Below are 26,567 nucleotides of genomic sequence, written 5' to 3'. Positions count from 1 at the left end.
CCGGTGAGCACGGACTATCAGCAGGCCCGGGAGGCGCTCGGGGTACGGCTGCGCGAACTCCGGCTCTCCGCCCCTGGACGTCGGCTCACCGGTGCCGAGCTCGCCGAGCAGCACGGATGGAACAAGTCCAAGGTCAGCAGGCTGGAGAACGGCAAGCAGACTCCAACACCCGGTGACCTGCGCAAGTGGGCGGAGGCAGCCGGTCAGCCGGAGGCATACGAGGAGCTGGTCGCGCGCCTGCGGGGCTTCGAGTCCCACATCAGGTCATGGCGGCGTCAGCTGGCGTCGGGGCACAGGGCGGTTCAGGACACCCACCTGAATGCTCATGCCGACGTCTCGGTGTTCCGTGGCTGGGAGTCAGCCATGATCTTCGGGATTCTCCAGACACCGGACTACGCCCGGTCGATCTTCACGAGATACGCGGAACTGCAGCGATCGCCACGCGACACCGAGGAAGCAGTCCGGTCCCGGATGAAGCGGCAGGAAGCGCTGTACGACTCATCGAAGCGTTTCCACCTCATCCTGTGGGAAACCGCCCTGCACGCCTTGGTCTGTCCGCCGTCGGTGCTCGCGGCTCAGCTTGATCGGCTGGTGGGAGCCGTCGGCCTGGACACGGTCGAGCTAGGGATCATCCCGTTGTCCGCCTCACTCAAGATTCCCCCGGCCACCGCGTTCTGGATCTACGACGACCACGAGGTGATCGTTGAGAACTGGCACGCGGAGTTGTGGATCGACGACGAGGCGAGCGTCGACACGTATCTGCGGGTCTGGAGAACGCTCAGCGCATCCGCGGTGTACGGCGTCGACGCTCAGAACCTCATCAGTGCGGCCCGCAGGACCCTGTGCTCGCGCTGAAGGCAGTGCCCGAGTTGACCCATCCTTGACCTGGACATGGTCATCCCCTGGTTTGCGGTGCTGTCGGGCGCGAGCACGATCTACGCGGGTAGCCGCCGCTCCCGTGTCCTTTCGCAGCCTCTTCAGCACCAGGAGCCCGTATGCCCGTCAGTCCCCTGAATCGCCGGGAGTTCGTGAAGAAGTCCGCCGTCACCGGGGCCGCAGTGGCCGCCGCGGGGGCGGTCGGCAGCGGTACGGCCGAAGCCGCTGGACGTCGGCACGGGAAGGCGCCGAAGACCTGGACCTTCTCCATCCTCGGCACCACCGACCTGCACAGCCATGTCTTCGACTGGGACTACTACCTGGACGCCGCCTACAGCGACAAGGACGGCAACTCCGTCGGCGTCGCGCGGGTCGCCACGCTCGTCAAGCAGCAGCGTGAGGCGAAGGGCGAGGAGCACGTCCTGCTCGTCGACGCCGGCGACATCATCCAAGGGACCTCGCTGGCCTACTACTTCGCGCGCGTCGACCCGATCACCGGAAAGGACGGCAAGAAGGGGCCCCAGCACCCCATGGCCGTCGCCATGAACCACATGCGCTACGACGCCGCCGCCCTCGGCAACCACGAGTTCAACTACGGCATCGAGGTGCTGCGGAAGTTCGAGCAGCAGTGCCGCTTCCCGCTGCTCGGCGCCAACGCGCTGGACGCCAAGACTTTGCGGCCCGCCTTCCAGCCGTACGCCGTGAAGACGATCCGCGTGCCGGGCGCCCCCGACATCAAGGTCGGCATCCTCGGGCTGACCAACCCCGGGATCGCCCTGTGGGACAAGGACAACGTCGGCGGGAAGATGGTCTTCCCCGGGCTGGTCGAGCAGGCGAGGAAGTACGTGCCCAGGCTGCGGGCGCTCGGGTGTGATGTGGTGTTCCTGACCGATCACTCCGGGCTTGACGGGTCGTCCTCGTACGGCGACGCGCTGCCGTACATCGAGAACGCCTCGAACCTCGTCGCCGAGCAGGTCCCCGGCATCGACGCGATCCTCGTCGGGCACACGCACGTCGAGGTGCCGTCGTACACCGTCAAGAACGAGGAGACCGGCGAGGACGTCCTGCTCTCCGAGCCGTACTGCTGGGGCTACCGGCTCAGCGTCTTCGACTTCGAGCTCGAACTGCACCACGGGCGTTGGCGGGTGACGAAGAAGACGGCGCAGACGCTCAACCCCAACACCGTGGACGAGGACCCGGAGATCAAGAGGCTCCTGGAGGCCGACCACGAGCTGGTGGTGAAGTACGTCAACACACCCGTGGGCACCTGCACCGAGGACCTCTCGGGGGCGGAGGCCTGCTGGAAGGACGTGCCGATCATGGACTTCATCCACCAGGTCCAGATGGACACCGTGAAGACGGGCCTGTCGGCGGCCGACGCCGCGCTGCCGCTGATCTCCGTCGCGGCGCCCTTCAGCCGCACCGCCGACATCCCGGCCGGGAACGTCACCATCAAGGACATCGCCGGGCTCTACATCTACGACAACACCCTGTACGGCAAGAAGCTCACCGGCGCCCAGCTCAAGGACTACCTGGAGTACGCGGCGAAGTACTACCACCAGGTCCCGGCGGGCACCAAGGTCGACACCTCGACGCTGACCAACGCCAACAGCTTCTGGGACTACATGTACGACACGGCCGCGGGCGTCGACTACGAGATCGACATCGCGCAGGCCGAGGGATCGCGGATCAAGAACCTCAGCTACAACGGCACGGCGGTCACCGACGACCAGGTCTTCGTCGTCGCGGTCAACAACTACCGGGCGAACGGCGGTTCGGGCTACCCGCACATCGCCACCGCGGACATCGCCTACAGCTCCACCAACGAGATCCGCCAGCTGATGATCGACTACGTGACGGCCAAGGGCGCCCTGGACCCGGCCGACTTCGCGGCGGCCAACTGGAAGCTGACGCAGGCCGGGACGCCCGTGTTCTAGCCGTCCCGCACTATGCGGTGAACGTCCCCGCGTGTGCCCTCGCCCAGTCCTCGAACGTGCGGGCCGGGCGGGACAGCAGGGTCGGGACGGTTGGGAGGACCTGCGCGCCGCGGTCGCTTCCCACGGTGCGCTGCATGATCGCCTCGACGACCTCCGGGGGGAAGCCGTAGCGGGACATGCCCGCGCGGGCCGCCTCGGCGGGGACCGGGCGGGCGGTCAGCCGGCGGCCGAGGACCTTGCCGAGTACGGAGAGTTCCTCGGTCGGGGTGAGGGACTGCGGGCCGCTCAACTCGTAGGTCGCGCCCGCGTGTTCGTCGCTCGTCAGGGCGCGGGCCGCGATCTCCGCGAGGTCCGCCGGGTCGATGCTCGCCGCCGGGCGGTCCGCGAAGGGCATGGCCACCTCGTCGCCCGCGCGCAGCTGCCCCGCCCACTGCAGGGCGTTCGACATGAAGCGGCCGGGGCGCAGCAGGGTCCATGCCCAGTCCCGGGACGGGTCCGTGACCGCGGACTCCGCCTCGGTGTGCCAGCGGGCGATCACATCGGTGCCGGTGCCCGCGTCCAGCACCGACAGCTTCACCACCCGTCGCACGCCCGCCTTCGCGGCGGCCTGCGCGAGGGCGAGGTCATGGGTGGGCCCGGGCGCCGTACCGACTCCCTGCGCCGACATCAGGAACGCCCCGGTCGCCCCGGCGAACGCCGCGTCCAGGCTCGCCGGGTCGTCCGCGTCGCCGTGGACCGCCTCGGCGCCCTCGGGCAGCCGTGCCTCGGCCGGGCGCCGGGTCATCGCCCGTACCGGCTCTCCCGCGGACGTCAGCCGCCGGACCAGCTCGCCGCCCACATGTCCGGTCGCCCCGGTCACCAGGATCATCGCCCTCTCCTCTCGTCGATGCGCCCAGCCTGCGCGCGCATGACCCGCGACGCGTCGCACGAGGGGAGACACCTCCGCTCCTCCCCGGGAAGTACTGACACCTTCCCTGAGAAGTACTGAGGTTGATAACAGGGCAATTACCTGTTATCGGGCATACCGTGAACGTGTAGCCCGTATGTGTGTCGACCAGAAGAAGGTGAGTGCGATGCGCGTACTGCTCAAGGCGACCATGGACACGGAGAAGGGGAACGAAGCCATCCGGAACGGGACCCTGGCGAAGCTCGTGCAGGAGTCCATGGAACAGATCAAGCCCGAGGCGGCCTACTTCACCAGTGACCACGGCAGGCGCACCGCCTACATCGTCTTCGACATGCAGGACAGCTCCCAGATGCCGGTGATCAGCGAGCCGTTCTTCCTGAACCTGGACGCCGAAGTCACTCTCACCCCGGTGATGAACATGGAGGACGTGCAAAAGGGCCTCTCGCAGCTGGGCCGCTGACGCTCAACTGAAGACGATCATCGACCCCTGCGCCAGACTCCGTGTCGCCGCGGCATGCAGGCCCAGCCACACATGACGTTCACGGGCGAAGGGGCTGGGGTCGTACGGGGCGGCGACGGCCGGTTCCTCCAACTCCGTGGGGGCGCGCGGGGGTTCGGGCGCCGCCGGGGGGTTGGCGGGGTCGATGCCGATCGAGGGGGCCAGGTACTCCAGCTCGCGCAGCAGGGCCTGCGAGGAGCCCAGCGGGCCGCCGCCCGCGAGGAGTTCGTCGCTGGACAGCGGCTGCGGGAAGTCGACGGGGACGTACGCGCCCGCGTGGTCGTAGTGCCAGACGAGATGCGACTGCTGGGCGGTCGTCTCGAACATCTCCAGCAACTGCTCGTAGTCGCCGCCCAGATCGTCGACCGGCGTCACCGGCAGGCCGCACATCTGCAGCAGATAGATCCGGCGCAGGAAGTGCAGCGCGTCGTAGTCGAAGCCGGCCACGGGGGCGACCTCGCCGGACAGACCCGGCATGTACTGGTACACCGGCACCTGCGGCAGTCCGGCGGCGGTGAGCACGTTGTTGTACTGCGCGAGTTCCTCGGCGAACGGATTGTCGGGGGTGTGGCACAACACGTCGACGAGCGGTACCAGCCACAGGTCACAGGCCAAAGAGGGCTCCTCAAACAGCGACGGACGGCGAGCGGATCGGTCAGCGGTTCGGTCAGTGGATCGGTCGGCGGATCGGTCAAGGAAGGGTAGTCGGTACGGCCCCGAGCGGACCCCTCACCAACAGGTCAGCCGCCCGTGTGGAGGTCCCATACCCACACGCCGTCCACCCACTTCGCGTCACGGCCCACCAGTTCGGTGACGGCCTTGCGCAGGGCGTCGTCGTTCTGCTGCGGCGCCACCACCAGCGCTCCCGCCCTCCAGTACGCGAAATCCCGCCGGGCCTGCGCCCGCCAGTTCTTGCCGATCTCGGGGATGACGCCGGTGTAGCGGACATCACGCAGCATCTGCGAGGTGTAGCGCGGGGCGGCGCCGTAGATGCCGGTGCGGTTCTTGCCCCAGGGGCCGTTGAAGTAGCCGCCGGGGAGCTTGAAGCCGAGTCCGGCCCGCTGCTGCCAGTGCAGGGCCTCCGCGCTGCCGGGGTCGGGCAGCGGAAGCGGCACGAGGGACTCGCCCTTGTGGACGTACGGCTTCCAGGCCCCGTCGGTGAAGAAGGCGGGTGTCGCGGGCCGTTCGACCGCCTTCAGCGGGGCCGGGACCAGCGGCAGCAGGGCGACGCAGACACTGAGCAGGCCGAAGTACTGGGTGCTCAGGCTGCGGGTGGACGTCAGCCGTTCCAGCGCGAGGGCGATCAGCATGCCGAGCGCCGGGGCGCAGATCATCGCGACCCGGCCCTCGATCACCGACTCGAACAGCGGCAGCTTGGCCGGCAGTGCCCAGGGACCCGGATAGACCTGGTCCGTCATCGGGATGCGGAAGCGCGGACCCAGAGACAGCAGCGCCGCGCCGACCGCGGTGACGGCCAGCGCCTTGACGAGCGCCCGCTCCCACAGCCGTACGACGATGGCGAGGGCGAGCAGCACCAGCGGCCAGCCGTAGAAGGCGTTCTGCTCGGTGGGGTTGAGGGACAGGGAGTTCGCGCGGTGGGCGTCGCCCGCGATCAGGGAGCGCTCCGCGAAGGAGAGCAGGGCGAGCGGGCTGTTGCCCGCGTCGTCGCCGTGCAGCACGCTGCGGTAGCTCTGCGGACCGGCGAACTGCCAGGCCAGCGCCCCCACCACGAGCGGCAGACACACCGCCCCCGCGATTGCCAGGCCGTTGAGCAGCGGCCGCCACGACTGCCTGACCACATCCCTGCGTACGACGGCGTAGGCGGCGGCGAACAGCACCATGCCGATCATCGCCAGCAGCAGCGGCTCCTCGCCGAGGAAGACCTGGTACGCCGCCATCAGGCCGAGCACGATCCCGTCCCGTACGACGCGGGCGCCCGCGCACAGGCGCAGGGCGCGGTCGATGATCAGCGGGATCATGAACAGGATCACGAAGTTGGGGTGCGCGTTGGCGTGGCTGACCATGGGCGGCGCGAAGGCGGCCAGCCAGGCGCCGACGAAGGCCGCCGAGCGCTTGCGCACGACCCGCTTCACGATCAGCCAGTACCAGGCGGCCGCGGTGGCGGCGAGGCCAAGCGTCATCACGACGCTGAGGGAGACGGCCGGTCCGGCGAGCAGGGTGAGCGGCGCGAAGGGCACGGACAGCCCGAGCATGACCGTGTTGGCCATGAGGTTCACGCCGTCGGGGAAGCCCTGCAGATCGGAGAAGAAGGGGTTGTGCAGGTGCGCGACGTTGTCCGCGGTGACCGCGAAGAACCACTCCCACTGGTTCTGGTCCTGCAGCGAGTCGACGAGGTAGCGGTGCTCCGGGTCGAACACCCGGCCCGAGTAGAGGGCCACGGACATCAGCAGGAAGCCGAGGACGGCGAGGAGGTCGGCGGGGCGCAGGGAGCGGGCGCGCAGCAGGGCGAGGTCGGCGAGGACCCGGACGTAGTCGAGGGCGCGTATCTTCGAGCCGGGCCGGTGCGACCAGCGGACCGGGACCTCGGCTATCTGCCGCTCGGCGCGCCGGAAGTGGCGCAGGACCTCGATGTCTATGCCGTAGCCGTCGATCCTCGAGGCGGCGAAGGCCTCCCGGGCCTCCTCGCCCTCGAAGAGCTTGAAGCCGCACTGGGTGTCCCGTATGCCGGGCACGGCCAGGGTGCGGATGAGCAGATTGCCCGCGCGGCCCAGCAGTTCGCGCAGCCGGTGCTGCCGGTCGCCGATGGCCGCGCCCGGCAGCGCACGGGAGCCGATCGCCGCCGCGTTGCCCTCGCTGAGCGCCTTGTCGAGCTTCTCCAACTCCTCGATCGGGGCGGCGAGATCGGCGTCGGTGACCAGTACGAGCCGGCCGCGGGAGGCGGCGACGCCCATGCGCATGGCGTGGCCCTTGCCGCGGTTGCGGGGGCCGGTGACCAGCTGGATGCGGTCGTCGTCGCGGTCGGTGACCAGCGTGGGGGTGGCGTCCGTGGACCCGTCGTCGGCGACGACGACCTCCCACTCGCCCCAGCGGCCCTCGTTGTCGTCCAGGTAGCCGGTGACGGCGTCGAGGGTGGGGCCGAGCCGCTGCTCCTCGTTGTAGGCCGGTATGACGACGGACAGATCCACGGCCGCGGACGGTCCGGTCATCCCCGCGCCAGCCGCTCGACGAGTTCCAGTGAGTGCGCGTTGTACTGGGCGACGATCGAACGCGCCGTCTTGGTGTCGCGCTGCGCCAGGGCGTCGACCAGATCGGTGTGGCCCGACCACAGGGCGCCGCGCAGATCGGTCAGCCGGCGCAGATGCTGCACCGCGCACACCCAGGACTGCACGCGCAGCCGGTGCAGGAAGTCGGCCAGATAGGGGTTGCCGAACAGGGTGCCCAGCTCGTGCCAGTAGCGCAGGTCGTAGCCGATCAGCACGGTGAGGTCACCGGCCAGCGAGGCCCGCTGGGCCTCCTCGCCGCGGCGGCGCACCCCGGCGAGCGCGGCGACGGTGCGCGGCTCGTCGGCCCGGCGGAAGCGCTGGTGGCCGTCCTCCAGGGAGTGGAACATGCCGTCGGTGACCAGGCTGCGGGCCTCGACGATGCCGCGGTAGTCGTCGACGGAGTACTCGTGGACGTGGAAGCCGCGGTGCTGGTCGGCGTCGAGGAGGCCCTGCGCGGACAGGTCGACCAGCGCCTCGCGCACCGGTGTGGCGGAGACGCCGTACTGCTCGGCGATCTCCTTGACCGTGAACTCCTGCCCGGGTTGCAGCCGCCCGGCCAGCACCTCGTCGCGAAGGGCGTCGGCGATCTGCTGCCGCAGGGTGCTGCGGGTCACGGAGCCGTTGCGACTGCTGCCGGGCATGGGTCGGGCGTCTCCTCGTGGCGGTCGAGTGGCGTGCACGTCCATATCTACGAGCACGCCACCTTACGCGTTCGGGTTCCCCGCGATGACCCGTGCGGCGGTGACCGGCCACGAGGCCGCCGCGGGGCGGCTACGCCGTGTACTCGCCCCGCCGTGTACTCGCCCTACGCCGTGTACTCGTCCGCCACGAAGAGCGCGGCGTCCAGGGCCGCGAGCCCCTCCTTCAGCTCGGCCTCGCTCACATTGCACGGGGGCACCACATGGGTGCGGTTCATGTTGATGAAGGGCCACAGGCCGTGCTTCTTCGCGGCGGCGCCGAAGGCGGCCATCGGGGCGTTCGCCTCGCCGGTCGCGTTGTAGGGGACCAGCGGTTCGCGGGTCTCCCTGTCCTTCACCAGCTCCAGCGCCCAGAACATGCCGACGCCGCGCACCTCGCCGATGCTCGGGTGCCGCTCGGCCAGCTCGTGCAGCGCGGGCGCGACGACGCTCTCGCCGAGCCGCCGCGCGTGCTCGACGACGCCCTCCTCCGCCATCACCCGCAGCGTGGCGACGGCGGCGGCGCAGGCGAGCGGGTGCCCGGAGTAGGTCAGGCCGCCGGGGTAGGGGCGGCGGGCGAAGGTCTCGGCGATCGCGCCGGAGATGGCGACGCCGCCCAGCGGTACGTATCCGCTGTTCACGCCCTTGGCGAAGGTCATCAGGTCCGGTACGACGCCGGACAGGTCGGCCGCGAACCACTCACCGGTGCGCCCGAACCCCGCCATCACCTCGTCCAGCACGAAGACGATGCCGTACTTGTCGCAGATCTCCCGCACCCCGGCGAGATAGCCGGGCGGCGGCACCATGATCCCGGCGGTTCCCGGGATGGTCTCCAGGACGATCGCGGCGATCGTGCCGGGCCCCTCGAAGGCGATCGTCGTCTCCAGGTGCTCCAGCGCCCGCGCGCACTCCTGCTCCTCGGTCTCGGCGTAGAAGCGGGAGCGGTACAGGAACGGCGCCCAGAAGTGCACGACACCGGCGGCACCGGTGTCGGAGGCCCAACGCCTGGGATCGCCGGTGACGTTGACGGCCTGCTGCGTACCGCCGTGGTACGAGCGGTACGCCGACAGCACCTTGGCCCGCCCGGTGTGCAGCCGCGCCATCCGCACGGCGTGCTCGACGGCGTCGGCGCCGCCGTTGGTGAAGAAGATCTTGTCCAGGTCCCCGGGCGTCCGCTCGGCGATCAGCCGGGCCGCCTCCGAGCGCGCCTCGATCGCGAAGGCGGGCGCGAACGTCGTCAGGTGTGCGGCCTGCTCCTGTATCGCCGCGACGACCTTCGGGTGCTGGTAGCCGATGTTGGTGTAGACGAGCCCGCTGGAGAAGTCCAGGTAACGCCCGCCGTCGTAGTCCCAGAAGTACGACCCCTCCGCGCCGGCGACGGCGAGCGGGTCGATGAGTTCCTGCGCGGACCAGGAGTGGAACACATGGGCACGGTCCGCGGCCTTCACGGCGGCGCCGGCCTCGGGGTGTGGCTGAGGGGTCATGGCCGCGAGCGTAGAAGCCCGCGCCGGACCCGCGGTATGGGCGTCCTGTCTGCGCTCGTGGGGTTTTAGCGACAGGTTGTCGCATCCAGGTACTGGAACGGCTGTCCAAGATGCTGGACCAGCCGGGTCCGCCTGTTACGGAACCGTAGACACCGCTCCGCCCCTCCCCGCCCTGCGCCCGCACTATCGTTGGGCCGTTGCACAGTGCGTATCGGGGGATTTCGGGGGACCTGCGATGGAGAAGCTCGGGGCCGGTGATCCGCAGCGGATCGGCGCGTACCGGCTGCTGGCCCGGCTCGGCGCCGGCGGCATGGGGAACGTCTATCTCGCCCGGTCGGAGCGCGGCCGTACCGTCGCCGTGAAGCTGGTGCGCGAGGAGCTGGCCGCGCAGGAGGAGTTCCGGGCCCGGTTCCGGCAGGAGGTGCAGGCCGCGCGGCAGGTCGGCGGGCACTGGACGGCGCCCGTCCTGGACGCCGACACCGAGGCCGCCGTGCCCTGGGTCGCCACCGGGTACGTCGCCGGGCCGAGCCTGCAGCAGGTCGTCGGGCACGACCACGGGGCGCTGCCCGAGCGGTCGGTGCGCATTCTCGCGGCCGGGCTCGCCCACGCGCTCAAGGACATCCACGCCGCCGGGATCATCCACCGCGACCTCAAGCCGTCCAACGTCCTCGTCACCATCGACGGGCCGCGGGTCATCGACTTCGGCATCGCGCGGGCGCTGGAGACCGTGACGGACGGCGGGCTGACCCGCGCGGGCGCGCTGGTCGGATCGCCCGGGTTCATGGCCCCCGAGCAGGTGCGCGGCGACCGGATCACCCCCGCGTGCGACGTCTTCTGCCTGGGCTCGGTGCTGGCGTACGCCGCGACCGGCGCCCTCCCCTTCGGCACCGCCAACAGCGGTGTGCACGCGCTGATGTTCCGTATCGCCCAGGAGGAGCCCGATCTGGAGGGGGTGCCGGAGGGCATCGCCGACCTGGTGAGCGATTGCCTGAAGAAGGACCCGGCGGTCCGGCCGACGCTGGAGCAGGTCCTTGAGCGCACGGGCGCCGAGGACACCGTGCTGGGCGGACGCTCGCGCGACCCGTGGCTGCCGAGCGCCCTGGTGGCCCAACTCGGCCGCCACGCCGTGCAGTTGCTGGACACCGAGAACCCCGACAACTCCGAACCGTCGGGCGAGATCTCCCTGCGGAAACCGGCCCCCACGGCCCCCGCGGCCACCCCGGAGCACGCCCCCGCCGCCGAGGCGGGCAACGACGCCTCCGCCGGTCCGCCGCCGCCCGGACAGCCGGGTACGGGACAGTTGGGGGCGGGTCAGTCGGGGACGGGCCAGCCGGGTACGGGCCAGTCCGGTTCCGGAGCCCCGCTGAACCATCTGCCGACCATGGTCCCGGGCCACGGCACCCCGCCGCCCGCCCCCGCCCAGACACCTCCGTCCGGCCCTCCCCAGACACCCCCGTCCGGCCACCCGGCCTACGGCTATCCGCAGCAGCACCCCCCGCAGCAGCCCGGCTACGGCTACCCCCAGCAGCATCAGCCGCCGCAGCCCGGCCCCTACGGCCCGCCCCAGCAGCCCGGACCGTACGGCGCCCTCGGCGCCACCCCGCCCTACGGCCCGCCGTACCAGGGCCCTGTCCCCGGCGCGCCCCAGCCACCCCGCCGCGACAGCCGCTCCACCGCGCTGCTGGTCGGCGTCGCCCTGATCGTCGCGCTGGGCGCGGGCGGTTCGGTCTACGCCCTCATGAACGGCGGCGGAGGCTCCTCGGACGACAAGGCCGGCTCCGACCCCTCCACCAGCGCGCCGGTGACCTCCGGACCGACGACGCCCGCCCCCGATCCGACGACCGCGCGGCCCAGCACCTCGACGCCCTCAAACGGAGCGATCCCGGCCGGCTACCTCGGCACCTGGACCACCACCATCACCAACGCCGACGGTGACAACACCCGCAGCCTCACCATCCAGCAGGGCAAGGTGGGCGACACCGTCATGTCACTGGTCGCCGACGGACCCACCAGCAACGGTTCCTACCACTGCGTCTTCCAGGCCCGGTTGACCTCGGCACCGAGCGACGGCGGCAGCGTGGAGCTCGGTCCGTCCACCGTGACCTCGGGCGACGCCGGGTACTGCAAACCGGGCGACCCCACCGAGATCACCCTGCTGCCGGACGGCAGCCTGCAGCGCGTGAACACCAGCAACGGCGAGAAGCTGACGTACACCAAGCAGTGATCTCACCAAGCAGTGATCTCAGCGGCCGGAGGCGGCCGCCCTCGGCGGGTCCCGGCGGTAGATCACCACGGCCGCGACCGCGACGATCAGCGTGCTCAGCCCCGGCGTCAGCCACCAGGCCACACCCGTCCACACACAGATCAGGCCGACGACGAAGCACACGGTCAGGACGGTGGTCAGCAGCCTCATGCCGTAGGGCCGCCAGCGCACGGCGGCCTGCAGCCGCGATCCGCCGACGCCGGTCAGCACGATCGCGCCGAACACGAACGTGAGGACGGCGAGCAGGGCGGCGAACGTGCCCGCGACGGCCACCATCTGGGGTTCGTCGCGCGGCTCGTCGATGCTGCTCTGCCGGGCCCCGCCCCTGGCGAGCGTCATGACCGAGCCGTGCCAGACCGTGCCGGTGACCCGGTCGCCCTTGTGCAGGGCGGTCAGCAGCGGATCCCAGTCGCCGAAGTCGACGGTGCCGTTCCAGAAGGGCGAGCCGGTGACGGTCGCCGAGTGGTCGCCCTTCGACCCGGCGTTGGCGTGCACGTCCGTGACGGTGAACCGGACGGTGCGCACACAGTCCTCGTACGCGTGCGTGGGCGGACCGGCGGGGCAGGGCGGCGCCGCCTCGTAGTCCTGGTACCGCCCGATCTCGCGGGGCAGCCAGGTGCTGAACGCGCTGCGGCAGCCCAGCACCGCGGCGCACGACACGGCGATCAACACCAGACCCGTCAGCACCCGTCGCAACGGCCGCAGGACGGACGGCCCGTCCACCGCAAGCCCCGCCGTCGCAAGCGTCCTGTTGGCCATCTCGCATCCCCCCGTTCACCCCGACGCACCAGTATCGGACACCTGATCGTCCGTATGGTGTTCGCCCAGTCGAACTGCGGGAGTGGCGGGGGCGCCCACGGTGCAGTGGTTCAGCGCAGAGAACGTCGTGGCCGTCGGTACCGCGGTCCTCGGCATCGTCGCGTCCGGCGTCATGGTCTGGTACGAACGCCGGGTGCCGCGCCGCAAGAGGATCGGCTACCGCGTCCAGATGGACAACCCGATCGGCGACGACGTACGGCTGGGGCGGGCCAACGTACGGCTGGGCCTGTTCGACGAGGCACCCGGCATGACCGACGCCACCCTCGTGCTGCTGCGCATCGAGAACGACGGCTCCCAGGGCATCGACCGCGACGACTACACCAGCCCCGAAGTCCACGGCCTGACCGCGGTGTTCGGCGCCCGCACCATCCGCGGCGTCTCGGTCACCCAGCCGTCCGACACCGACCATCTGATGGACCACTTCACCGCCACCCGCGGCTTCGGCTACGACGGCAACACGCTGCGCATCCCGCGTGTCCCGCTCAACCGCGGTGAGCACTACAAGCTGCTGGTGCTGCTGTCCGGCGGCGACGTGGGCACGCCGATACGGCTGCGGGGCGGCATCCGCGAGGGCGAGGTGCACCCCAACCGCAGTGCCACACCGGACGACAAGCCGCCGCTGTTCAGCCGCGCGGCCCGGCTGATCACGCTGATGCTCACCCTGAGCGTCCTCACGCTCGCGGTGATCGTCGTGGCCCGCGACGACAGCCCGCCCCCGATCGAGTGCGAGCAGGGCAGGCTGAGGGTCGTGGGGTCGACGGCGTTCAAGCCGGTGGTGCAGGAACTGGCGAAGCAGTACGAGCGGAAGTGCCCGGACGCCTCGATCGCCGTGGACGCACGGGGCAGTTCGGCCGGGGTGAACGAACTCGGCTCGCTGGGCGGCCGGTCGAAGAAGGCCGCCCGCAATGTGATCGCCTTCTCCGACGGCCCCGCCGTCGGCGGTCCGGGCGACCTGGTCGGCGACCGTGTGGCGCTCTCGGTCTTCACCCTGGTCGTCAACGACGGCATCCGGCTGCCGGCCGGCGGGCTGTCCCTCAAGGAGGTGCGCCGGATCTACCGCGGCGAGGTGACGCGCTGGAAGCAGCTCGATCCCTCCCTCCCCGACGTCCCGATCGTCCTCGTCAGCCGCAACGCCGACTCCGGGACCCGGCAGATCTTCCAGGACCGGGTGCTCGGAAGCTGGGAGCGGGTGCCCAGCACCTCGCTGGACTGCGTCCACAAGGACGACGTGTCGGCGCCCGTCATGCGCTGCGAACTCGACGCCACCGAGGACGTACTCGCCAAGGTGGCCGACATCCCGGGCGCCATCGGCTACTCCGAACTCACCCTCGCCAAGGGCCACCGGGGCCTGCGCACCGTCGCCCTCGACGGCGCGGCCCCCTCGGCCGGGGACATCGAGTTCGGCCGCAGCGAGTACCCCTACCGCGGGGTGGAGTACGCCTACACCTACGACCACCCACCCACCGGCTCCCTGACCTCCTCCTTCCTGGCCTTCATCGCCAAGGGCGAGAGCGAGAACGTCATCCGGGAACACGGCCACCTACCGTGCTCGGCGGCGGGGGCGTCGGGACTGTGCGCGGGGGAGTGACGACGGTCCTCACCGCTGCCGGAGTCGTAGCCGCCGCTACTGGGCCCGGGCCCCGGTCTTCATTTGGGCTCGGGTGGTGCTGGCGCGGCATGTTCGGGCGAGCTCCCGCGCTCGGGGAGTGATGGCCGACTCCGGGCTGTCGCAGTCGTAGCCGCCGCTACCGGCCCGGGTCCCGGTCCTCACCTCTGCCCGGGTGGGCGCTGGCGGGCATGTTCGGGCGGGCGCCCGCGCTCGGGGGCGCGGGAATCGCCTCCGCATGCCGCCGCAGTCGCAGCCGCCGCTACCGGGCGCCGGGCCCTGGTCCGACCCTCACCTCGGCTCCGGTGGGCGCTGGCGCGGCATGTTCGGGCGGGTGCCTGGGGCCGGGGGGAGTGGGAAGCGGCCCTGGGCGTTTGTGATCTCCGGTCGGCCGGGGGCGGAGCCGGTGGAGTGGATGCCCATGGGTGCCGAGCCCGTGCGGAACTCCACCATCCAGTCCGCAGTCTCCGTGCGCACCAGCTCGGTGACGTCCTCGGAGAAGCGGCGCAGCACGCCCAGGCAGCGCTCGGCGGCCTCGCTCGCGGTTCCCTCCGTGGGGCCCAGCACCTCGCGCACGCTCTCCGAGGCCCACTCGAACTGCAGCACCTGCAGCCGGCGCTGCACGGCCTGCGCGGTGGCCACGTCCCTTATCCAGCCGGAGGTCACGCCGAAGAACCGGTCGACGGCCACGCAGGCCACCGCGAGCAGCAGCGCCAGATACCCCCACGCGGCCAGCCCGGCGGCCACGTCGGTCAGATCCAGCAGGGGCAGCGCGGCCGCGGCGACGGCTCCCGCCGCGGCCCCCGTACGCAGCACCCGGGCGCCCCGCCGCTTCCACACCCGGTCCGAGAGATACCAGGCGGCCGTCTCCAGCGCCCCGTCCTCCACCCACCGGTACAGCTCGTGCAGCCGCTCGGCCGGCTCGCCCCAGTCGCCGAGCGGGAACGTGCGCCCGGTCAGATCGCCCGGCCGGAGCCCGGCGGCACCCTCGTCCCGCCCGTCCTGAGGCGGACCCTCGGGCTGCATCTCCGGCTGACCCACCCGCACTCCTTCTGATCACGACCGTTCACGTTGCGTGACACCTGATGCTGATGTGCCCGCCCCTTCCTACCGCCCAATGGGTGGCGAAGCCCATGGATTCACCTCTTTTCCGCCCGGAAGGGGGTCTTGATCAGGTATAGGACTCGGCGAAGCCTCACTCGAAAGAGTGGCGGGGCGATGGCCGACGCGACCACGTAGGCTCGTGCCAGGCGGGAAAACCTCGCCGACGAAGCCCTACCCGTAGCCGTACGAAACCAGGAGCTGATCGTGATTCCCGGTGGTGGCCAGCCCAATATGCAGCAGCTGCTCCAGCAGGCCCAGAAGATGCAGCAGGACCTGCAGCAGGCACAGGAGGAGCTGGCGCAGACGGAGGTCGACGGACAGGCGGGCGGCGGCCTGGTGAGGGCCACCGTCACCGGCTCCGGCGAGCTGCGCGCGCTGAAGATCGACCCGAAGGCGGTGGACCCGGAGGACACCGACACCCTCGCGGACCTGATCGTCGCGGCGGTCCAGGCGGCCAACGAGAACGCGCAGACCCTCCAGCAGCAGAAGCTCGGCCCGCTCGCGCAGGGCCTGGGCGGCGGCAGCGGTATCCCCGGTCTGCCTTTCTAAGACGGGCGTCGGCCAACTACCGTACGTACTGAAGGAACCCCAGGAAGGACGGCAGTCCGTTGTACGAAGGCGTGGTGCAGGACCTCATCGACGAACTGGGGCGGCTCCCCGGCGTCGGTCCCAAGAGCGCCCAGCGGATCGCCTTCCACATCCTGCAGGCGGAACCGACGGACGTACGGCGGCTGGCGCAGGCCCTGATGGAGGTCAAGGCCAAGGTCAGGTTCTGTGCGACCTGCGGCAACGTCGCGCAGGAGGAGCTGTGCAACATCTGCCGCGACGCACGCCGCGACCCCGCCGTCATCTGTGTGGTGGAGGAGCCCAAGGACGTGGTCGCCGTCGAGCGCACCCGTGAGTTCCGCGGCCGCTATCACGTCCTGGGCGGAGCGATCAGCCCGATCGAGGGTGTCGGACCGGACGACCTGCGTATACGAGAACTTCTCGCGAGGTTGGCCGACGGTACGGTCACGGAACTGATCCTGGCCACGGACCCGAATCTGGAGGGCGAGGCCACCGCTACCTACCTCGCCCGCATGATCAAGCCCATGGGCCTCAAGGTCACCCGCCTGGCCAGCGGCCTCCCGGTGGGTGGCGACCTGGAATACGCGGACGAGGTCACCCTCGGCCGCGCCTTCGAGGGGAGACGACTCCTAGATGTCTGACGCCAAGCTGCACGCCACGTCCCCGGACCCGGACGACTTCGCGGTTCAGATCGCGGACCAGGTGGAGAGTTTTCTCGTGTCCGTGAGTGAGGTGGCCAAGGGCGACGAGCCGGACTCGGCGGTCCCCTTCCTCCTCCTGGAGGTCTCCCAGCTGCTGCTGGCCGGCGGCCGCCTCGGCGCGCACGAGGACATCGTCCCGGACGAGCGCTACGAGGCCGACACGGGCCCCGACCCCGACGTGGACGAACTGCGCGAGAACCTCGCCCGGCTCCTCGAGCCGATCGACGTCTACTCCGAGGTCTTCGACCCCTACGAGGTGCGCAAGGCCCCGGTCCCGGCGCGCATCTCCGACGACCTGACCGACGTCATCACCGACCTGCGCCACGGCATGGCCCACTACCGCGCGGGCCGCACCACGGAGGCCCTGTGGTGGTGGCAGTTCTCCTACTTCTCCAACTGGGGCTCCACCGCCTCCGCAACCCTGCGCGCCCTCCAGTCGGTCGTCGCCCACGTCCGCCTCAACCAGCCCCTCGCCGAACTCGACGGCCTCGACACCGACCAGGGCATGGGAGACGAGACCCTCGAGTTCGAGGCGGGCAAGGTCATGCAGGAGGAGATCGCGGGACCGCTCGGGGTCCAGACGAGCAACTAGCGATCCCCCCCCGCTCAAACAGCCGCCCTCGGAAACCGCCCGGTCTGCCCCAGCAACGGGAAGAGCTGCAACTGCCCTGCCCCGTAGGCATTGTTGGAGGGGCTGTCGTCGACCCAGAGCAAGCTGTGCAGCTCATCTGGAACAAGACGCCTCATTGGCAGAGGAGTTGGCGGATCCCGACCGTACGTGGCGGCCTCACAGGCCCCAAATACCCTTGCCCAACGCCGTGATACCCCCCGCCAGTGCCAGTGTCAGCACCAGTAGGCGGGCCCGTTTCTCGGGGATTCGGGTGGACAGGGTGCGGCCGGTGAGGGCTCCTGCTGTCAGGGCTGTGGCGATCCAGGTCCAGCGGGTGGCGGTGAGGTGGGGCAGGCCGTTGGCTGTTATCGAGAAGGCGTTCACTACGACGCCGTAGAACTGGGCGTTGGGGACGAACTCCCGGATCGTCCAGTCCGCGTTGACGGCGTAGAGGGAGATCGGCGGGCCGCCCACCCCGGCGGCGGAGTTCATGAAGCCGCCGACCGCGCCCGCCGCGACCGCCCCCCTCGTGCCGCGAAGGGCGGGCACCCGGGTGCCGCGCATGACCAGCAGTACGGCGAGCGTCACCAGCGTGCCCATCACCAGCATCAGGTCGGGCTCGGGGAGCCGCCGGGTCAGCCACACCCCCGCCGGCACCGTGCACGCCGCGGCCACACACAGCGGCACCATCGCGCCCGGCCGCACGCGCCGCCAGCCGCCGCTCAGCCCGACGAAACTGATCGCCCCCGCAGCGCAGTTGGCGAGCACGACCCCCTCGGCCGGACCGAGCAGCAGCACGAGCGCGGGGACGCAGACCAGCGCGAACCCCATCCCGGTCAGCCACTGCACACAGGAGCCGAGCAGCACGATCCCCGCCAGCAGTACGTCCGTCGTCACGTAGGCAGCCTGCACGCTCCGGCCCGCCAGGGGGAGTGATGCGGCGACGGCGACTCCACGTCACCACGCCGCTACGCAGAACGGCAGCGGGTGACCTGGCGCACTTTACGGAGTGATCACCGGCAGGGCGGGCAGGGACCGTGCTGAGCGCCGGATCTCACCATGTGGTTCCACTCGGGTCGATTTCGGGCGCTCGATAGACTGAAGCGACCGCGGTGCGCATGCGTATCGACGGTCTCCGAGAGCACAGACGGACGAGCGAGGAGCGCACGTGGGCCTTGTCGTGCAGAAGTACGGAGGCTCCTCCGTAGCCGATGCCGAGGGCATCAAGCGCGTCGCCAAGCGGATCGTGGAAGCGAAGAAGAACGGCCACCAGGTGGTCGTCGTCGTTTCCGCGATGGGCGACACTACGGACGAGCTGATCGATCTCGCCGAGCAGGTATCCCCGATGCCTGCCGGGCGCGAGTTCGACATGCTGCTGACCGCCGGAGAGCGGATCTCGATGGCCCTGCTGGCCATGGCGATCAAGAACCTGGGCCACGAGGCCCAGTCGTTCACCGGCAGCCAGGCCGGCGTCATCACCGACTCGGTCCACAACAAAGCCCGGATCATCGACGTCACGCCGGGCCGGATCCGGCAGTCGCTGGACGCGGGCAACATCGCCATCGTCGCCGGCTTCCAGGGCGTCAGCCAGGACAAGAAGGACATCACGACCCTGGGCCGTGGCGGCTCGGACACCACCGCCGTGGCGCTCGCCGCGGCCCTCGACGCCGAGGTGTGCGAGATCTACACCGACGTCGACGGTGTGTTCACCGCCGACCCGCGGGTGGTGAAGAAGGCGAAGAAGATCGACTGGATCGCCTTCGAGGACATGCTGGAGCTCGCCGCGTCCGGCTCCAAGGTGCTGCTCCACCGCTGTGTGGAGTACGCCCGCCGCTACGACATCCCGATCCATGTGCGCTCGTCCTTCTCGGGACTGCAGGGCACCTGGGTCAGCAGCACACCACTCGTCCGCAAGACGCAGCAGCAAGGGGAACAGCAGGTGGAGCAGGCCATCATCTCGGGTGTCGCCCATGACACCTCCGAGGCCAAGGTGACGGTCGTCGGCGTCCCGGACAAGCCGGGCGAGGCCGCCTCGATCTTCCGCGCCATCGCGGACGCGGAGATCAACATCGACATGGTCGTGCAGAACGTGTCCGCCGCCTCCACCGGGCTGACGGACATTTCCTTCACCCTCCCCAAGACCGAGGGCCGCAAGGCCATCGACGCTCTGGAGCGGGCGCGGACGGCCATCGGCTTCGACTCCCTGCGCTACGACGACCAGATCGGCAAGATCTCGCTCGTCGGCGCCGGGATGAAGACCAACCCGGGCGTCACGGCCTCCTTCTTCGAGGCCCTCAGCGACGCCGGCGTGAACATCGAGCTGATCTCGACCTCCGAGATCCGTATCTCGGTGGTCACCCGCGCCGACGACGTGCCCGACGCCGTGCGCGCCGTGCACAGCGCCTTCGGTCTCGACTCCGACAGCGACGAGGCCGTGGTCTACGGAGGCACCGGGCGATGACCGGCACCGCGGGGCGGGCCGGAAGGTGACGGCCGGCGCTGGGCCGACGCTCGCGGTCGTGGGTGCGACCGGAGCCGTCGGCACGGTGATGCTCCAGATCCTGTCCCAGCACGCGGACATCTGGGGCGAGATCCGGCTGCTCGCCTCACCGCGCTCGGCCGGCCGCAAGCTGGCCGTGCGCGGCGAGGAGGTCGAGGTGGCGGCCCTCACGGAGGACGCCCTCGACGGTGTCGACGTCGCCATGTTCGACGTGCCCGACGAGGTCTCCGCGCACTGGGCGCCCATCGCCGCCGCCAAGGGCGCGGTCGTGGTGGACAACTCGGGCGCCTTCCGGATGGACCCCGAGGTGCCGCTCGTGGTGCCCGAGGTCAACCCGCACACGGCGCGGCTGCGACCTCGCGGGATCATCGCCAACCCCAACTGCACGACGCTGTCCATGATCGTGGCCATGGGCGCGCTGCACGCCGAGTTCGGGCTGCGTGAGCTGGTGGTCTCCTCGTACCAGGCGGTGAGCGGGGCCGGACGGGCCGGCGTCGAGACCCTGCGCCGGCAGCTGTCGCTGGTGGCGGGCACGGAGCTGGGCACCAGCCCCGGTGACGTACGCCGGGCCGTGGGCGACGACACCGGGCCGTTCCCGGAGCCGGTCGCGCTGAACGTGGTGCCGTGGGCCGGGTCGCTGCGCGAGGACGGCTGGTCCTCGGAGGAGATGAAGGTGCGGGACGAGTCCCGCAAGATCCTCGGCCTGCCCGACCTGCCGGTCGCCGTGACCTGCGTACGGGTTCCGGTGGTCACCACGCACTCCCTCACCGTCCACGCCCGCTTCCAGGGCGAGGTCACGGTCGACCGGGCCCGTGAGATCCTCGCCACAGCTCCCGGTGTGGTCCTGTGCGACGACCCGGCGGCCGGGGAGTTCCCCACCCCCGCCGACGTCGTGGGCACCGACCCCACCTGGGTGGGCCGGGTGCGGCGCGCGCTCGACGATCCGACGGCGCTCGAACTCTTCGTATGCGGCGACAATCTGCGCAAGGGCGCGGCCCTGAACACCGCTCAGATCGCGGAGTTGGTGGCGACCGAGTTCCGGTGACACCTCGTGTCCGTGGTCGCGCTCCCATCACGCGGCGTGTCAGGTTCGTCACACCCGCGGGTAAGGGGTTACTGCCGGATATCCCCTGGCCAAGGCTGGTGTGGTTTGTAGAATCTGTGAAGAGCATGTGACCCGGTTGATGGTCCGTACCACTTGCCCCGGGACCGTTCGGCATTCGAAGATTTCCCTCCCCGTTCTCCGCAACCGCGCGGAGGGCGGGGAGCGTCTTTGCGAACACCCTCCGGGGGTGCGGGGATGCGTGACGAGACGTGGGGACGTCTCGAACATTCAGGACATAGGGGAAGAGCGGGTAGGCATGAGGGCGTTTGACGCACGGTCGATGATGGTGCCCGACGCGAGACGGCCGGTGGCACCACGCGACGCAAAAGTGACGCCCGGCACGTACAACCCTGACGGGGGTAAACGTGTCCAACTGGCGTGGCTGAGGTACTCGACTTCCCTGCGGCAGGGCGCGGCGCGGCTCTACGCCCGCCCCGTCCGCCCCTTCGACCCCGCATGCCCGGCGCGCCCGGTGGCATGCCGGTGATCGCGCCCATGCCCGCAGCGCGACCCACCCGCATCCCGAGCCAGCGCGACGGCGCCGAGTACGCCGAAGACGCCGCGGCCGCCGGGACCACCGTCGACCACCTCACCGAGACCTACCGCGCGCACTACCGCTCGCTGCTGGGCCTGGCCGCCCTGCTGCTCGACGACACCGCCTCCTGCGAGGACGTCGTCCAGGAGGCCTTCATCCGGGTGCACTCGGCCCGCAAGCGGGTCCGCGACCCCGAGAAGACGCTCGCGTACCTGCGCCAGACGGTCGTCAACCTCTCCCGCTCCGCGCTGCGCCGCCGCATCCTGGGCCTGAAGCTGCTCTCCAAGCCGATGCCCGACATGGCGAGCGCCGAGGAGGGCGCCTACGACCAGCTGGAGCGCGACTCCCTGATCAAGGCGATGAAGGGCCTGCAGCGCCGCCAGCGCGAGGTGTTGGTGCTGCGCTACTTCGCGGACATGACCGAGGCGCAGGTCGCCGAGACGCTCGGGATATCGCTGGGCTCGGTGAAGGCGTACGGGTCCCGCGGCATCGCGGCGCTCCGTATCGCGATGGAGGCGCCGGCATGAGCAAGGACGTCCCGGGACGCGAGTCCCACGAGCGCCACGAGCAAGAGCACACGCAACCGCACGCTGGGAACGGAACTGTGAACGACGGCCCCGACGACCAGAGCCCCGACAGCGGGTTCGACTCGGACGAGCTGGCCCTGCGCAGGATGTTGCACCAAGCGGTGCAGACGGTCGAGCCGCGGGACGGCACGCTGGACCACCTGCGGCGGGCCGTGCCCGCCAGGCGCGCCCGCAAGCGGCAGGCAGCCGTCGGCATGGCGGCCGCCGCCCTGTTCATCGGCACCGCCGTCCCGGCCCTGCTGCATGTCTCCGGTGCCACCGGTTCCGACGTCAACCCGTCCGTGGCCGGGCAGGCCTCGCAGGCACAGGGCGGGGCGAGCCAGGGAAAAGCCGACGGCAGTGAGGGCACCGCCGCGGGCGGTTCGGGCAAGGCCACGGGCAAGGGCAAGGGCGACCACAAGGGCGACGGTCAGGGCAAGGGCAGCTCCCCGGGCACGGGCAGCGGCGCGGGCACCGGCCCGGCGGCCAGCAGTGCGGCGGGCGCCTCCGTGTGCGCCGCCGAGCAGCTCGGCTCGCCCACGCGGACCGTCGACGCCCCCGACTCCGGCGGCACGGTCTACGGCACCTTCCGGGTCGTCAACATCTCCACCACCCCGTGCAGCGTCGGCGGACCCGGGTCCGTGAGCGTGCTCGCACAGGGCAGTGCCGACGCCACCAAGATCGGTGCGCAGCGGCATGTGTCGGGCGACGCGGCGGCCGGACTGCCCGACCCGTCCACCGAGGTCACCGGTCTGCTGCTGCAGCCGGGCGCGGCGTACGAGGTGAAGTTCGCCTGGGTCCCCTCGGCGTCCTGCACTCCCGCGGGCGGCGACGGCGGCACCGGCGACGGCGGCCCCACCAGCTCACCGACCCCGACCGAGGGCACCGGCAGCACGGCAGGCTCCACCTCCACCGGCACCGACAACGGCGTCACCACGCAACTGATCCGGGAGGACGGCGCGGACGGCAGCGTGGTCGTCTCCCACACAACCGAGGCGGGCTCCCCCACGGTCTCGGCCCAGATCTCCGGAGCGTGCGCGGGGACGGTCTACTACACCGGGGTACTGGCCGGGGCTTGAGCCCCGACGGCCGACCCCTGGCGCCGGCGTGACCAGGCCCGGCCCGGCGCCAGCCGGGCCTCAGGCACCGTCAGACGGTGACGTTCTCCGGTTCCTCTGGCACCAACCCCATTTCGGCGTCCCGGGCGAACTCGACCTCGCGGCGCAGCAGGCGGAACCACATGAACACCACGAAGCCGGCGAAGACGAACCACTCGCCGGTGTAGCCGAGGTTCTGGAACGCCTTCAGGTCGAGGCCGGAGTTCGCGGGTGCCGTGGCGGGGACGGCCTTCATTCCGCTGTCGGCCTTGTCCAGCGTGATCCAGGCGTCGTACAGGTCGTACGGCACGAGGTTCACCAGGGACGCCGTGCTGATCGCCGCGGTCTGCCCGGCCGGCAGGCCGCCCTCGGCGCTGACCCCGTTGTCCCCGGGGGTCTCGGAGGCCTGCAGCGCGCCCGTGACGGTGACGTCACCGGTGGGCGGGGCGGGCGCCTTCGCGGCGTCGGCGGAACCGGGCAGCCAGCCGCGCACCACGGGCAGCGCCTTGCCGCCGTCGGTGCGCAGCAGCGTCAGGACGTAGAACCCGTGCCGGTCGTCGAGTTCGCGGCCCGGGACGAGCAGCTGCTTGCCGTAGTGCCCGGTGGCGGTGACCTGGCTGCCGGAGGTGGCCTTGTCGACCGGCAGCATCTCGCGCAGCGGACGGGCCGCCTCGTGCCGGTCGGTGGTGACCTGGTCGTCGGCCTTGCGGTGGTCCTGCACCCGGCCCTCGAACCGGCTCAGCTGCCAGGTCCCCATGAAGATGCAGAAGGGGATGGCGAGCAGCACGAAGACGTTGATCCCCCACCAGCGGCGCGTCAGCAGAAACCGGTACACACCAACAAAGGTACGGCGCGCCCCCGCGCGGGCGGCCCGCGGGGTCAGTACCGCTCGGTGAGGTGGTCCCGGCCCGCCGGGGGCTCGTACGGCTCCGGCCAGAAGTCGGTTATGGACGTGATCCGGTCCTCGCCGGTGAAGAACGAGATCCCGTACATCTCCTCCAGCCCGACCGTGAAGTGGACCCAGCTGACCACCTGGCCCGGCTCGGCGACCATGCGCTCGATCCTCAGGTGCCAGTCGCCCGGATACTCGCGGTTGAACTCCACATACCGCTCACGGCCGGTGATCCGCTCGCGCGTCTGCGGCAGGGTGTAGACGACGTCCTCGGCCAGCGTGTCCGCGAAGGTGCTCCAGTCCCGGGCCTCGGCGGCGGCCCAGAACCTCTCGACTGTCTTGCGCAGATCGGTCATGTCGCCAAAGTCTGCACCCCACCACTGACAATCGGCTCCCACCACCACTGACAATCGGCTCCCACCAGGCATCGGCCCGGCCCAGGACGTCGGCGGGGCCCTGGCCGTCTACGGGCGGGGCATCGCGTAGTCACGGATGTGGGAGACCCGCCCGTTCTTGTGGGTGATGAACCAGACGTAGGCGAGCCGCAGTGGCTCGTCGCCGGGGATGCGGGTGCCGGTGCCGGTGAACTCGGCGATCAGTACGTCCTCGCTGACATGCGTGCGCACGTCGGTGAAGACGTCGAAGCGGGCGACACGGGGCAGCTGGGCCGTGTACTGCGTGATCGCGTCCTTTCCGGCCAGGACGCTGGGGCGCCCCTTGGGGGCGAGGGGTACTTCGTGGACCGCGTCGGTCGTGTACATCGACATGAAGGCGTCGGTGTCGCCGCGGCGCAGCGCGTCGAGCGCGTCGGTGAACCAGGCCGGAGCGGGCGATCCGGTCACTTGCTCTCCAGGCGGCCGATGGCCTGGAGGTCACCGAAGGCGGATGCGGCCGACCTCCACGCCTCGCTGTCACCGGCGAGGGCACCGCGGAGGAAGGCCCAGGTCATCCGCTGGATGACGGCAACACGTTCGGGGTTCTCGTCGGTGGTCTCGGTGGTGTCGTAACCGGTGATGCCACCGAGCATGTGCTCGCCGCCGTGGAGGGTGAGCAGCGACTTAGGGCCGGGGGCCTGATGGTAGGCGTCGGCGTGGTAGGCCGCGCCGCGAGAGGTCAGCTCGGGCGCGTGGTCCTGGTCGCCGACAACGACGAGCGTGGGTGTCGCCATCTCGTCGAAACGAGCGGTGCGCAGTGCCGTGAAGCGTGCGGCCATCTCGGTGAGGTGGTCGCCTCCGGCGCCGGTCGCCGCGAGGAGGACTCCGGCTTTGATCCGATCGTCGACGCGTCGCACCTTCTCGCCGTTCTCCTCGACGCCGGCGCCCAGGAGCATGCTCGCGCTCTGGCCGCCCATGGAGTGCCCGGCGACGGCGACCCGGCTGAGGTCGGCGCGTCCGGCAAGGCCCGGTACGGCAGCCTCCACTCGGTCGAAGTGGTCGAGGACGGCCGTGAGGTCCTCGACGCGGGACTCCCAGTAGGCGCGGGCGTCGGGAGCGGTGCGCGGCAGGCCCAGGGACTTCGAGCTGAGGTGGGTGGGCTGGACGACCACGAATCCGTGGGCCGCCCAGAAGTCCGCCAGGGGCGAGAAGCCCCGGTTCGAGGCGATGTAGTTCGTGAAGCCGCCCCCGTGCGAGAACAGGACGATCGGCAGTTCTTCGCCCGTGGTCGGGGCGGACACGCGTACGTGGAGGGGGGCGGGGCGTCCGGGTGCCGGCAGCACGACGGGGTTCACCGACATGAAAGGTGTCGCCTCGGCGACCGGGATGGTGCGCGCCGAGCCCTGGAGCGCGTCGGCCTCGTCCCACAGGTCGTGGGGGGCGGTGGTGGAGTGATCGGTCATCGCGGGGATCCGCCTTCGCTATGTGGAATCCGATTCCATTTCGTCGTCCCATAGTATGGAACCCGATTCCGTTTAGCCGAGGGGGTGCTCATGGACGGCAGGCAGGGCGGCGGGCGCGAGCCTCGGACACCGATGCGGGCGGACGCCCGCCGCAGCGTGGACGCGCTGGTCGAAGGCGCCCGCGCCGTCTTCGCCCGCGACGGCGTGGACGCGCACGTCAAAGCCATAGCCCTACAGGCCGGTGTCGGAGTCGCGACTCTCTACCGGCACTTCCCCAGGCGGTCCGACCTGATCCTCGCGGTGCTCGAGAGCGACGTGGACGCGTGCGTGGAAGCGGCCCACGAGCTGGCCGCCGCGCACCCGCCCATGGACGCTCTCGACCTGTGGCTCGACCGTTACTGCGCCTTCGTCCTGACCAAGCACGGCCTGGCGGCGGCGCTGCACTCCGACGCGGAAACCTTCGCCGGCCTCGGCGAGCAACTGCTCGAACGGCTGGAACCCGCACTGGACGCACTGCTGCAGGCCACCCGGGCCGCCGGAATGACGACAGATGCGGCGAGCGCGATGGATCTCCTGCGCGCCGTCGCGCACTTGTGCACCCCCGGGCCCGCCCATGCCGCGTACACCCGCCGGATGATCGGGCTCCTTCTTGCCGGACTGCGGTACGGCCCCCTCCCGCGACCTCGACGGACCTCCCCATGACCGGCTTTGTCGGGTCACCGACTGTGCGTGGCAGGTCACCCGATCAGGTTGGATAGGGG

At 70.7% G+C, this 26,567-nt stretch carries 25 protein-coding genes; 13 read left to right on the top strand and 12 right to left on the bottom strand.

Translation table 11 applies throughout. The features are described from left to right. Window positions 1–3 precede the first annotated feature (3 nt). The gene (locus tag JYK17_RS14685) at window positions 4–855 is read left to right on the top strand and encodes a helix-turn-helix domain-containing protein (RefSeq protein WP_222810511.1); all 852 of its coding nucleotides are present in this window, start codon (window positions 4–6) and stop codon (window positions 853–855) included. Between the two features lie 140 nt (window positions 856–995). Next, window positions 996–2,813: a bifunctional metallophosphatase/5'-nucleotidase gene (locus JYK17_RS14680; protein ID WP_108010772.1), complete on the top strand. Its 1,818-nt coding sequence runs from the start codon at window positions 996–998 to the stop codon at window positions 2,811–2,813. 10 nt (window positions 2,814–2,823) lie between these two features. On the opposite strand, the gene JYK17_RS14675 is transcribed toward JYK17_RS14680, so the two are convergent. Further along, window positions 2,824–3,681 (bottom strand): NmrA family NAD(P)-binding protein, encoded by an 858-nt coding sequence (locus JYK17_RS14675; RefSeq protein ID WP_128802495.1) that lies wholly within the window; start codon window positions 3,679–3,681, stop codon window positions 2,824–2,826. A gap of 205 nt (window positions 3,682–3,886) precedes the next feature. Here JYK17_RS14675 and JYK17_RS14670 point away from each other — a divergent pair, with 205 nt between their 5' ends. Beyond that, a complete protein-coding gene (locus JYK17_RS14670) occupies window positions 3,887–4,180 on the top strand; it encodes a DUF3303 family protein (RefSeq protein WP_108011115.1) in 294 nt (97 codons plus the stop codon). A gap of 3 nt (window positions 4,181–4,183) precedes the next feature. Here the strand turns inward: JYK17_RS14670 and JYK17_RS14665 are convergent, their stop codons facing one another. The 4 genes from JYK17_RS14665 to JYK17_RS14650 form a co-directional block, all read right to left on the bottom strand. Then, window positions 4,184–4,834 (bottom strand): putative DNA-mimic protein, encoded by a 651-nt coding sequence (locus JYK17_RS14665; RefSeq protein ID WP_108010776.1) that lies wholly within the window; start codon window positions 4,832–4,834, stop codon window positions 4,184–4,186. A gap of 125 nt (window positions 4,835–4,959) precedes the next feature. Continuing rightward, window positions 4,960–7,386, bottom strand: a complete 2,427-nt coding sequence (locus tag JYK17_RS14660) for a dolichyl-phosphate beta-glucosyltransferase (protein WP_108010778.1) — start codon at window positions 7,384–7,386, stop codon at window positions 4,960–4,962. Continuing rightward, on the bottom strand, window positions 7,383–8,084 hold the full coding sequence (locus JYK17_RS14655) for a GntR family transcriptional regulator (protein ID WP_108010780.1): 702 nt from the start codon (window positions 8,082–8,084) through the stop codon (window positions 7,383–7,385). Before JYK17_RS14655 ends, JYK17_RS14660 begins: the two co-directional genes overlap by 4 nt. A gap of 164 nt (window positions 8,085–8,248) precedes the next feature. Beyond that, window positions 8,249–9,604 carry an aspartate aminotransferase family protein gene (locus tag JYK17_RS14650; RefSeq protein ID WP_128802497.1) on the bottom strand — a complete coding sequence of 452 codons (1,356 nt, stop codon included), beginning with the start codon at window positions 9,602–9,604 and terminating at the stop codon, window positions 8,249–8,251. Between the two features lie 235 nt (window positions 9,605–9,839). On the opposite strand from JYK17_RS14650, the gene JYK17_RS14645 reads away from it, so the two are divergent. Further along, the gene (locus JYK17_RS14645) at window positions 9,840–11,828 is read left to right on the top strand and encodes a serine/threonine-protein kinase (RefSeq protein ID WP_128802498.1); all 1,989 of its coding nucleotides are present in this window, start codon (window positions 9,840–9,842) and stop codon (window positions 11,826–11,828) included. Window positions 11,829–11,846: 18 nt separating this feature from the next. On the opposite strand, the gene JYK17_RS14640 is transcribed toward JYK17_RS14645, so the two are convergent. Further along, window positions 11,847–12,626 carry a hypothetical protein gene (locus tag JYK17_RS14640; protein ID WP_146191719.1) on the bottom strand — a complete coding sequence of 260 codons (780 nt, stop codon included), beginning with the start codon at window positions 12,624–12,626 and terminating at the stop codon, window positions 11,847–11,849. A gap of 100 nt (window positions 12,627–12,726) precedes the next feature. On the opposite strand from JYK17_RS14640, the gene JYK17_RS14635 reads away from it, so the two are divergent. Next, window positions 12,727–14,274 (top strand): PstS family phosphate ABC transporter substrate-binding protein, encoded by a 1,548-nt coding sequence (locus JYK17_RS14635; protein WP_128802500.1) that lies wholly within the window; start codon window positions 12,727–12,729, stop codon window positions 14,272–14,274. Window positions 14,275–14,583: 309 nt separating this feature from the next. Here the strand turns inward: JYK17_RS14635 and JYK17_RS14630 are convergent, their stop codons facing one another. Further along, window positions 14,584–15,333: an SLATT domain-containing protein gene (locus JYK17_RS14630; protein WP_108010789.1), complete on the bottom strand. Its 750-nt coding sequence runs from the start codon at window positions 15,331–15,333 to the stop codon at window positions 14,584–14,586. A 267-nt stretch (window positions 15,334–15,600) separates the two neighbouring features. Here JYK17_RS14630 and JYK17_RS14625 point away from each other — a divergent pair, with 267 nt between their 5' ends. The 3 genes from JYK17_RS14625 to JYK17_RS14615 are packed head-to-tail and all read left to right on the top strand — an operon-like array spanning window position 15,601 to window position 17,256. After that, window positions 15,601–15,945 carry a YbaB/EbfC family nucleoid-associated protein gene (locus JYK17_RS14625; RefSeq protein WP_108010791.1) on the top strand — a complete coding sequence of 115 codons (345 nt, stop codon included), beginning with the start codon at window positions 15,601–15,603 and terminating at the stop codon, window positions 15,943–15,945. Window positions 15,946–16,004: 59 nt separating this feature from the next. After that, window positions 16,005–16,604, top strand: coding sequence for a recombination mediator RecR (gene recR, locus JYK17_RS14620; RefSeq protein WP_108010793.1), 600 nt, complete (start codon window positions 16,005–16,007; stop codon window positions 16,602–16,604). Beyond that, entirely contained in the window at window positions 16,597–17,256 is a 660-nt protein-coding gene (locus JYK17_RS14615; protein ID WP_108010795.1) for a DUF5063 domain-containing protein, read from the top strand. The genes recR and JYK17_RS14615 overlap by 8 nt, the downstream gene beginning before the upstream one ends. Window positions 17,257–17,451: 195 nt before the next feature. Here the strand turns inward: JYK17_RS14615 and JYK17_RS14610 are convergent, their stop codons facing one another. Then, window positions 17,452–18,171 (bottom strand): sulfite exporter TauE/SafE family protein, encoded by a 720-nt coding sequence (locus tag JYK17_RS14610; RefSeq protein ID WP_234547991.1) that lies wholly within the window; start codon window positions 18,169–18,171, stop codon window positions 17,452–17,454. Window positions 18,172–18,442: 271 nt separating this feature from the next. Between JYK17_RS14610 and JYK17_RS14605 the strand changes: the two genes are divergently transcribed. The 4 genes from JYK17_RS14605 (at window position 18,443) to JYK17_RS14590 (ending at window position 23,059) form a co-directional block, all read left to right on the top strand. Then, entirely contained in the window at window positions 18,443–19,735 is a 1,293-nt protein-coding gene (locus JYK17_RS14605; protein ID WP_108010797.1) for an aspartate kinase, read from the top strand. Between the two features lie 25 nt (window positions 19,736–19,760). Beyond that, window positions 19,761–20,819: an aspartate-semialdehyde dehydrogenase gene (locus tag JYK17_RS14600; protein ID WP_108010799.1), complete on the top strand. Its 1,059-nt coding sequence runs from the start codon at window positions 19,761–19,763 to the stop codon at window positions 20,817–20,819. Between the two features lie 516 nt (window positions 20,820–21,335). Then, the gene (locus JYK17_RS14595; protein WP_234547990.1) at window positions 21,336–21,941 is read left to right on the top strand and encodes a SigE family RNA polymerase sigma factor; all 606 of its coding nucleotides are present in this window, start codon (window positions 21,336–21,338) and stop codon (window positions 21,939–21,941) included. Continuing rightward, window positions 21,938–23,059: a hypothetical protein gene (locus tag JYK17_RS14590; protein WP_128802501.1), complete on the top strand. Its 1,122-nt coding sequence runs from the start codon at window positions 21,938–21,940 to the stop codon at window positions 23,057–23,059. Before JYK17_RS14595 ends, JYK17_RS14590 begins: the two co-directional genes overlap by 4 nt. Window positions 23,060–23,129: 70 nt before the next feature. On the opposite strand, the gene JYK17_RS14585 is transcribed toward JYK17_RS14590, so the two are convergent. The 4 genes from JYK17_RS14585 to JYK17_RS14570 form a co-directional block, all read right to left on the bottom strand. Then, entirely contained in the window at window positions 23,130–23,912 is a 783-nt protein-coding gene (locus JYK17_RS14585; RefSeq protein WP_128802502.1) for an SURF1 family protein, read from the bottom strand. A 44-nt stretch (window positions 23,913–23,956) separates the two neighbouring features. Further along, window positions 23,957–24,325 carry a nuclear transport factor 2 family protein gene (locus JYK17_RS14580; RefSeq protein ID WP_108010807.1) on the bottom strand — a complete coding sequence of 123 codons (369 nt, stop codon included), beginning with the start codon at window positions 24,323–24,325 and terminating at the stop codon, window positions 23,957–23,959. Window positions 24,326–24,433: 108 nt separating this feature from the next. Continuing rightward, window positions 24,434–24,811: a nuclear transport factor 2 family protein gene (locus JYK17_RS14575; RefSeq protein ID WP_108010809.1), complete on the bottom strand. Its 378-nt coding sequence runs from the start codon at window positions 24,809–24,811 to the stop codon at window positions 24,434–24,436. Next, window positions 24,808–25,806 (bottom strand): alpha/beta hydrolase family protein, encoded by a 999-nt coding sequence (locus JYK17_RS14570; protein WP_222810510.1) that lies wholly within the window; start codon window positions 25,804–25,806, stop codon window positions 24,808–24,810. Before JYK17_RS14570 ends, JYK17_RS14575 begins: the two co-directional genes overlap by 4 nt. Window positions 25,807–25,896: 90 nt before the next feature. Between JYK17_RS14570 and JYK17_RS14565 the strand changes: the two genes are divergently transcribed. After that, window positions 25,897–26,508 carry a TetR/AcrR family transcriptional regulator gene (locus JYK17_RS14565; protein WP_234547989.1) on the top strand — a complete coding sequence of 204 codons (612 nt, stop codon included), beginning with the start codon at window positions 25,897–25,899 and terminating at the stop codon, window positions 26,506–26,508. Window positions 26,509–26,567: the final 59 nt, after the last annotated feature.

The organism is Streptomyces plumbidurans (genome assembly GCF_019857225.1).
GTDB classification, from domain to species: domain Bacteria; phylum Actinomycetota; class Actinomycetes; order Streptomycetales; family Streptomycetaceae; genus Streptomyces; species Streptomyces plumbidurans.
Note: the sequence above shows the minus strand (reverse complement) of the source record. Positions and strands in the feature narration are given on the sequence as shown.

Excerpts from the sequence above, each read along its gene's own strand:
- JYK17_RS14650 (WP_128802497.1), bottom strand. The coding sequence starts at position 9,604 with ATGACCCCTCAGCCACACCCCGAGGCCGGCGCCGCCGTGAAGGCCGCG.
- JYK17_RS14660 (WP_108010778.1), bottom strand. The coding sequence starts at position 7,386 with ATGACCGGACCGTCCGCGGCCGTGGATCTGTCCGTCGTCATACCGGCC.
- JYK17_RS14675 (WP_128802495.1), bottom strand. The coding sequence starts at position 3,681 with ATGATCCTGGTGACCGGGGCGACCGGACATGTGGGCGGCGAGCTGGTC.
- JYK17_RS14580 (WP_108010807.1), bottom strand. The coding sequence starts at position 24,325 with ATGACCGATCTGCGCAAGACAGTCGAGAGGTTCTGGGCCGCCGCCGAG.
- JYK17_RS14670 (WP_108011115.1), top strand. The coding sequence starts at position 3,887 with ATGCGCGTACTGCTCAAGGCGACCATGGACACGGAGAAGGGGAACGAA.
- JYK17_RS14645 (WP_128802498.1), top strand. The coding sequence starts at position 9,840 with ATGGAGAAGCTCGGGGCCGGTGATCCGCAGCGGATCGGCGCGTACCGG.
- JYK17_RS14655 (WP_108010780.1), bottom strand. The coding sequence starts at position 8,084 with ATGCCCGGCAGCAGTCGCAACGGCTCCGTGACCCGCAGCACCCTGCGG.
- JYK17_RS14570 (WP_222810510.1), bottom strand. The coding sequence starts at position 25,806 with ATGACCGATCACTCCACCACCGCCCCCCACGACCTGTGGGACGAGGCC.
- JYK17_RS14615 (WP_108010795.1), top strand. The coding sequence starts at position 16,597 with ATGTCTGACGCCAAGCTGCACGCCACGTCCCCGGACCCGGACGACTTC.
- JYK17_RS14590 (WP_128802501.1), top strand. The coding sequence starts at position 21,938 with ATGAGCAAGGACGTCCCGGGACGCGAGTCCCACGAGCGCCACGAGCAA.
- JYK17_RS14680 (WP_108010772.1), top strand. The coding sequence starts at position 996 with ATGCCCGTCAGTCCCCTGAATCGCCGGGAGTTCGTGAAGAAGTCCGCC.
- JYK17_RS14640 (WP_146191719.1), bottom strand. The coding sequence starts at position 12,626 with ATGGCCAACAGGACGCTTGCGACGGCGGGGCTTGCGGTGGACGGGCCG.
- JYK17_RS14595 (WP_234547990.1), top strand. The coding sequence starts at position 21,336 with ATGCCCGGCGCGCCCGGTGGCATGCCGGTGATCGCGCCCATGCCCGCA.
- JYK17_RS14565 (WP_234547989.1), top strand. The coding sequence starts at position 25,897 with ATGGACGGCAGGCAGGGCGGCGGGCGCGAGCCTCGGACACCGATGCGG.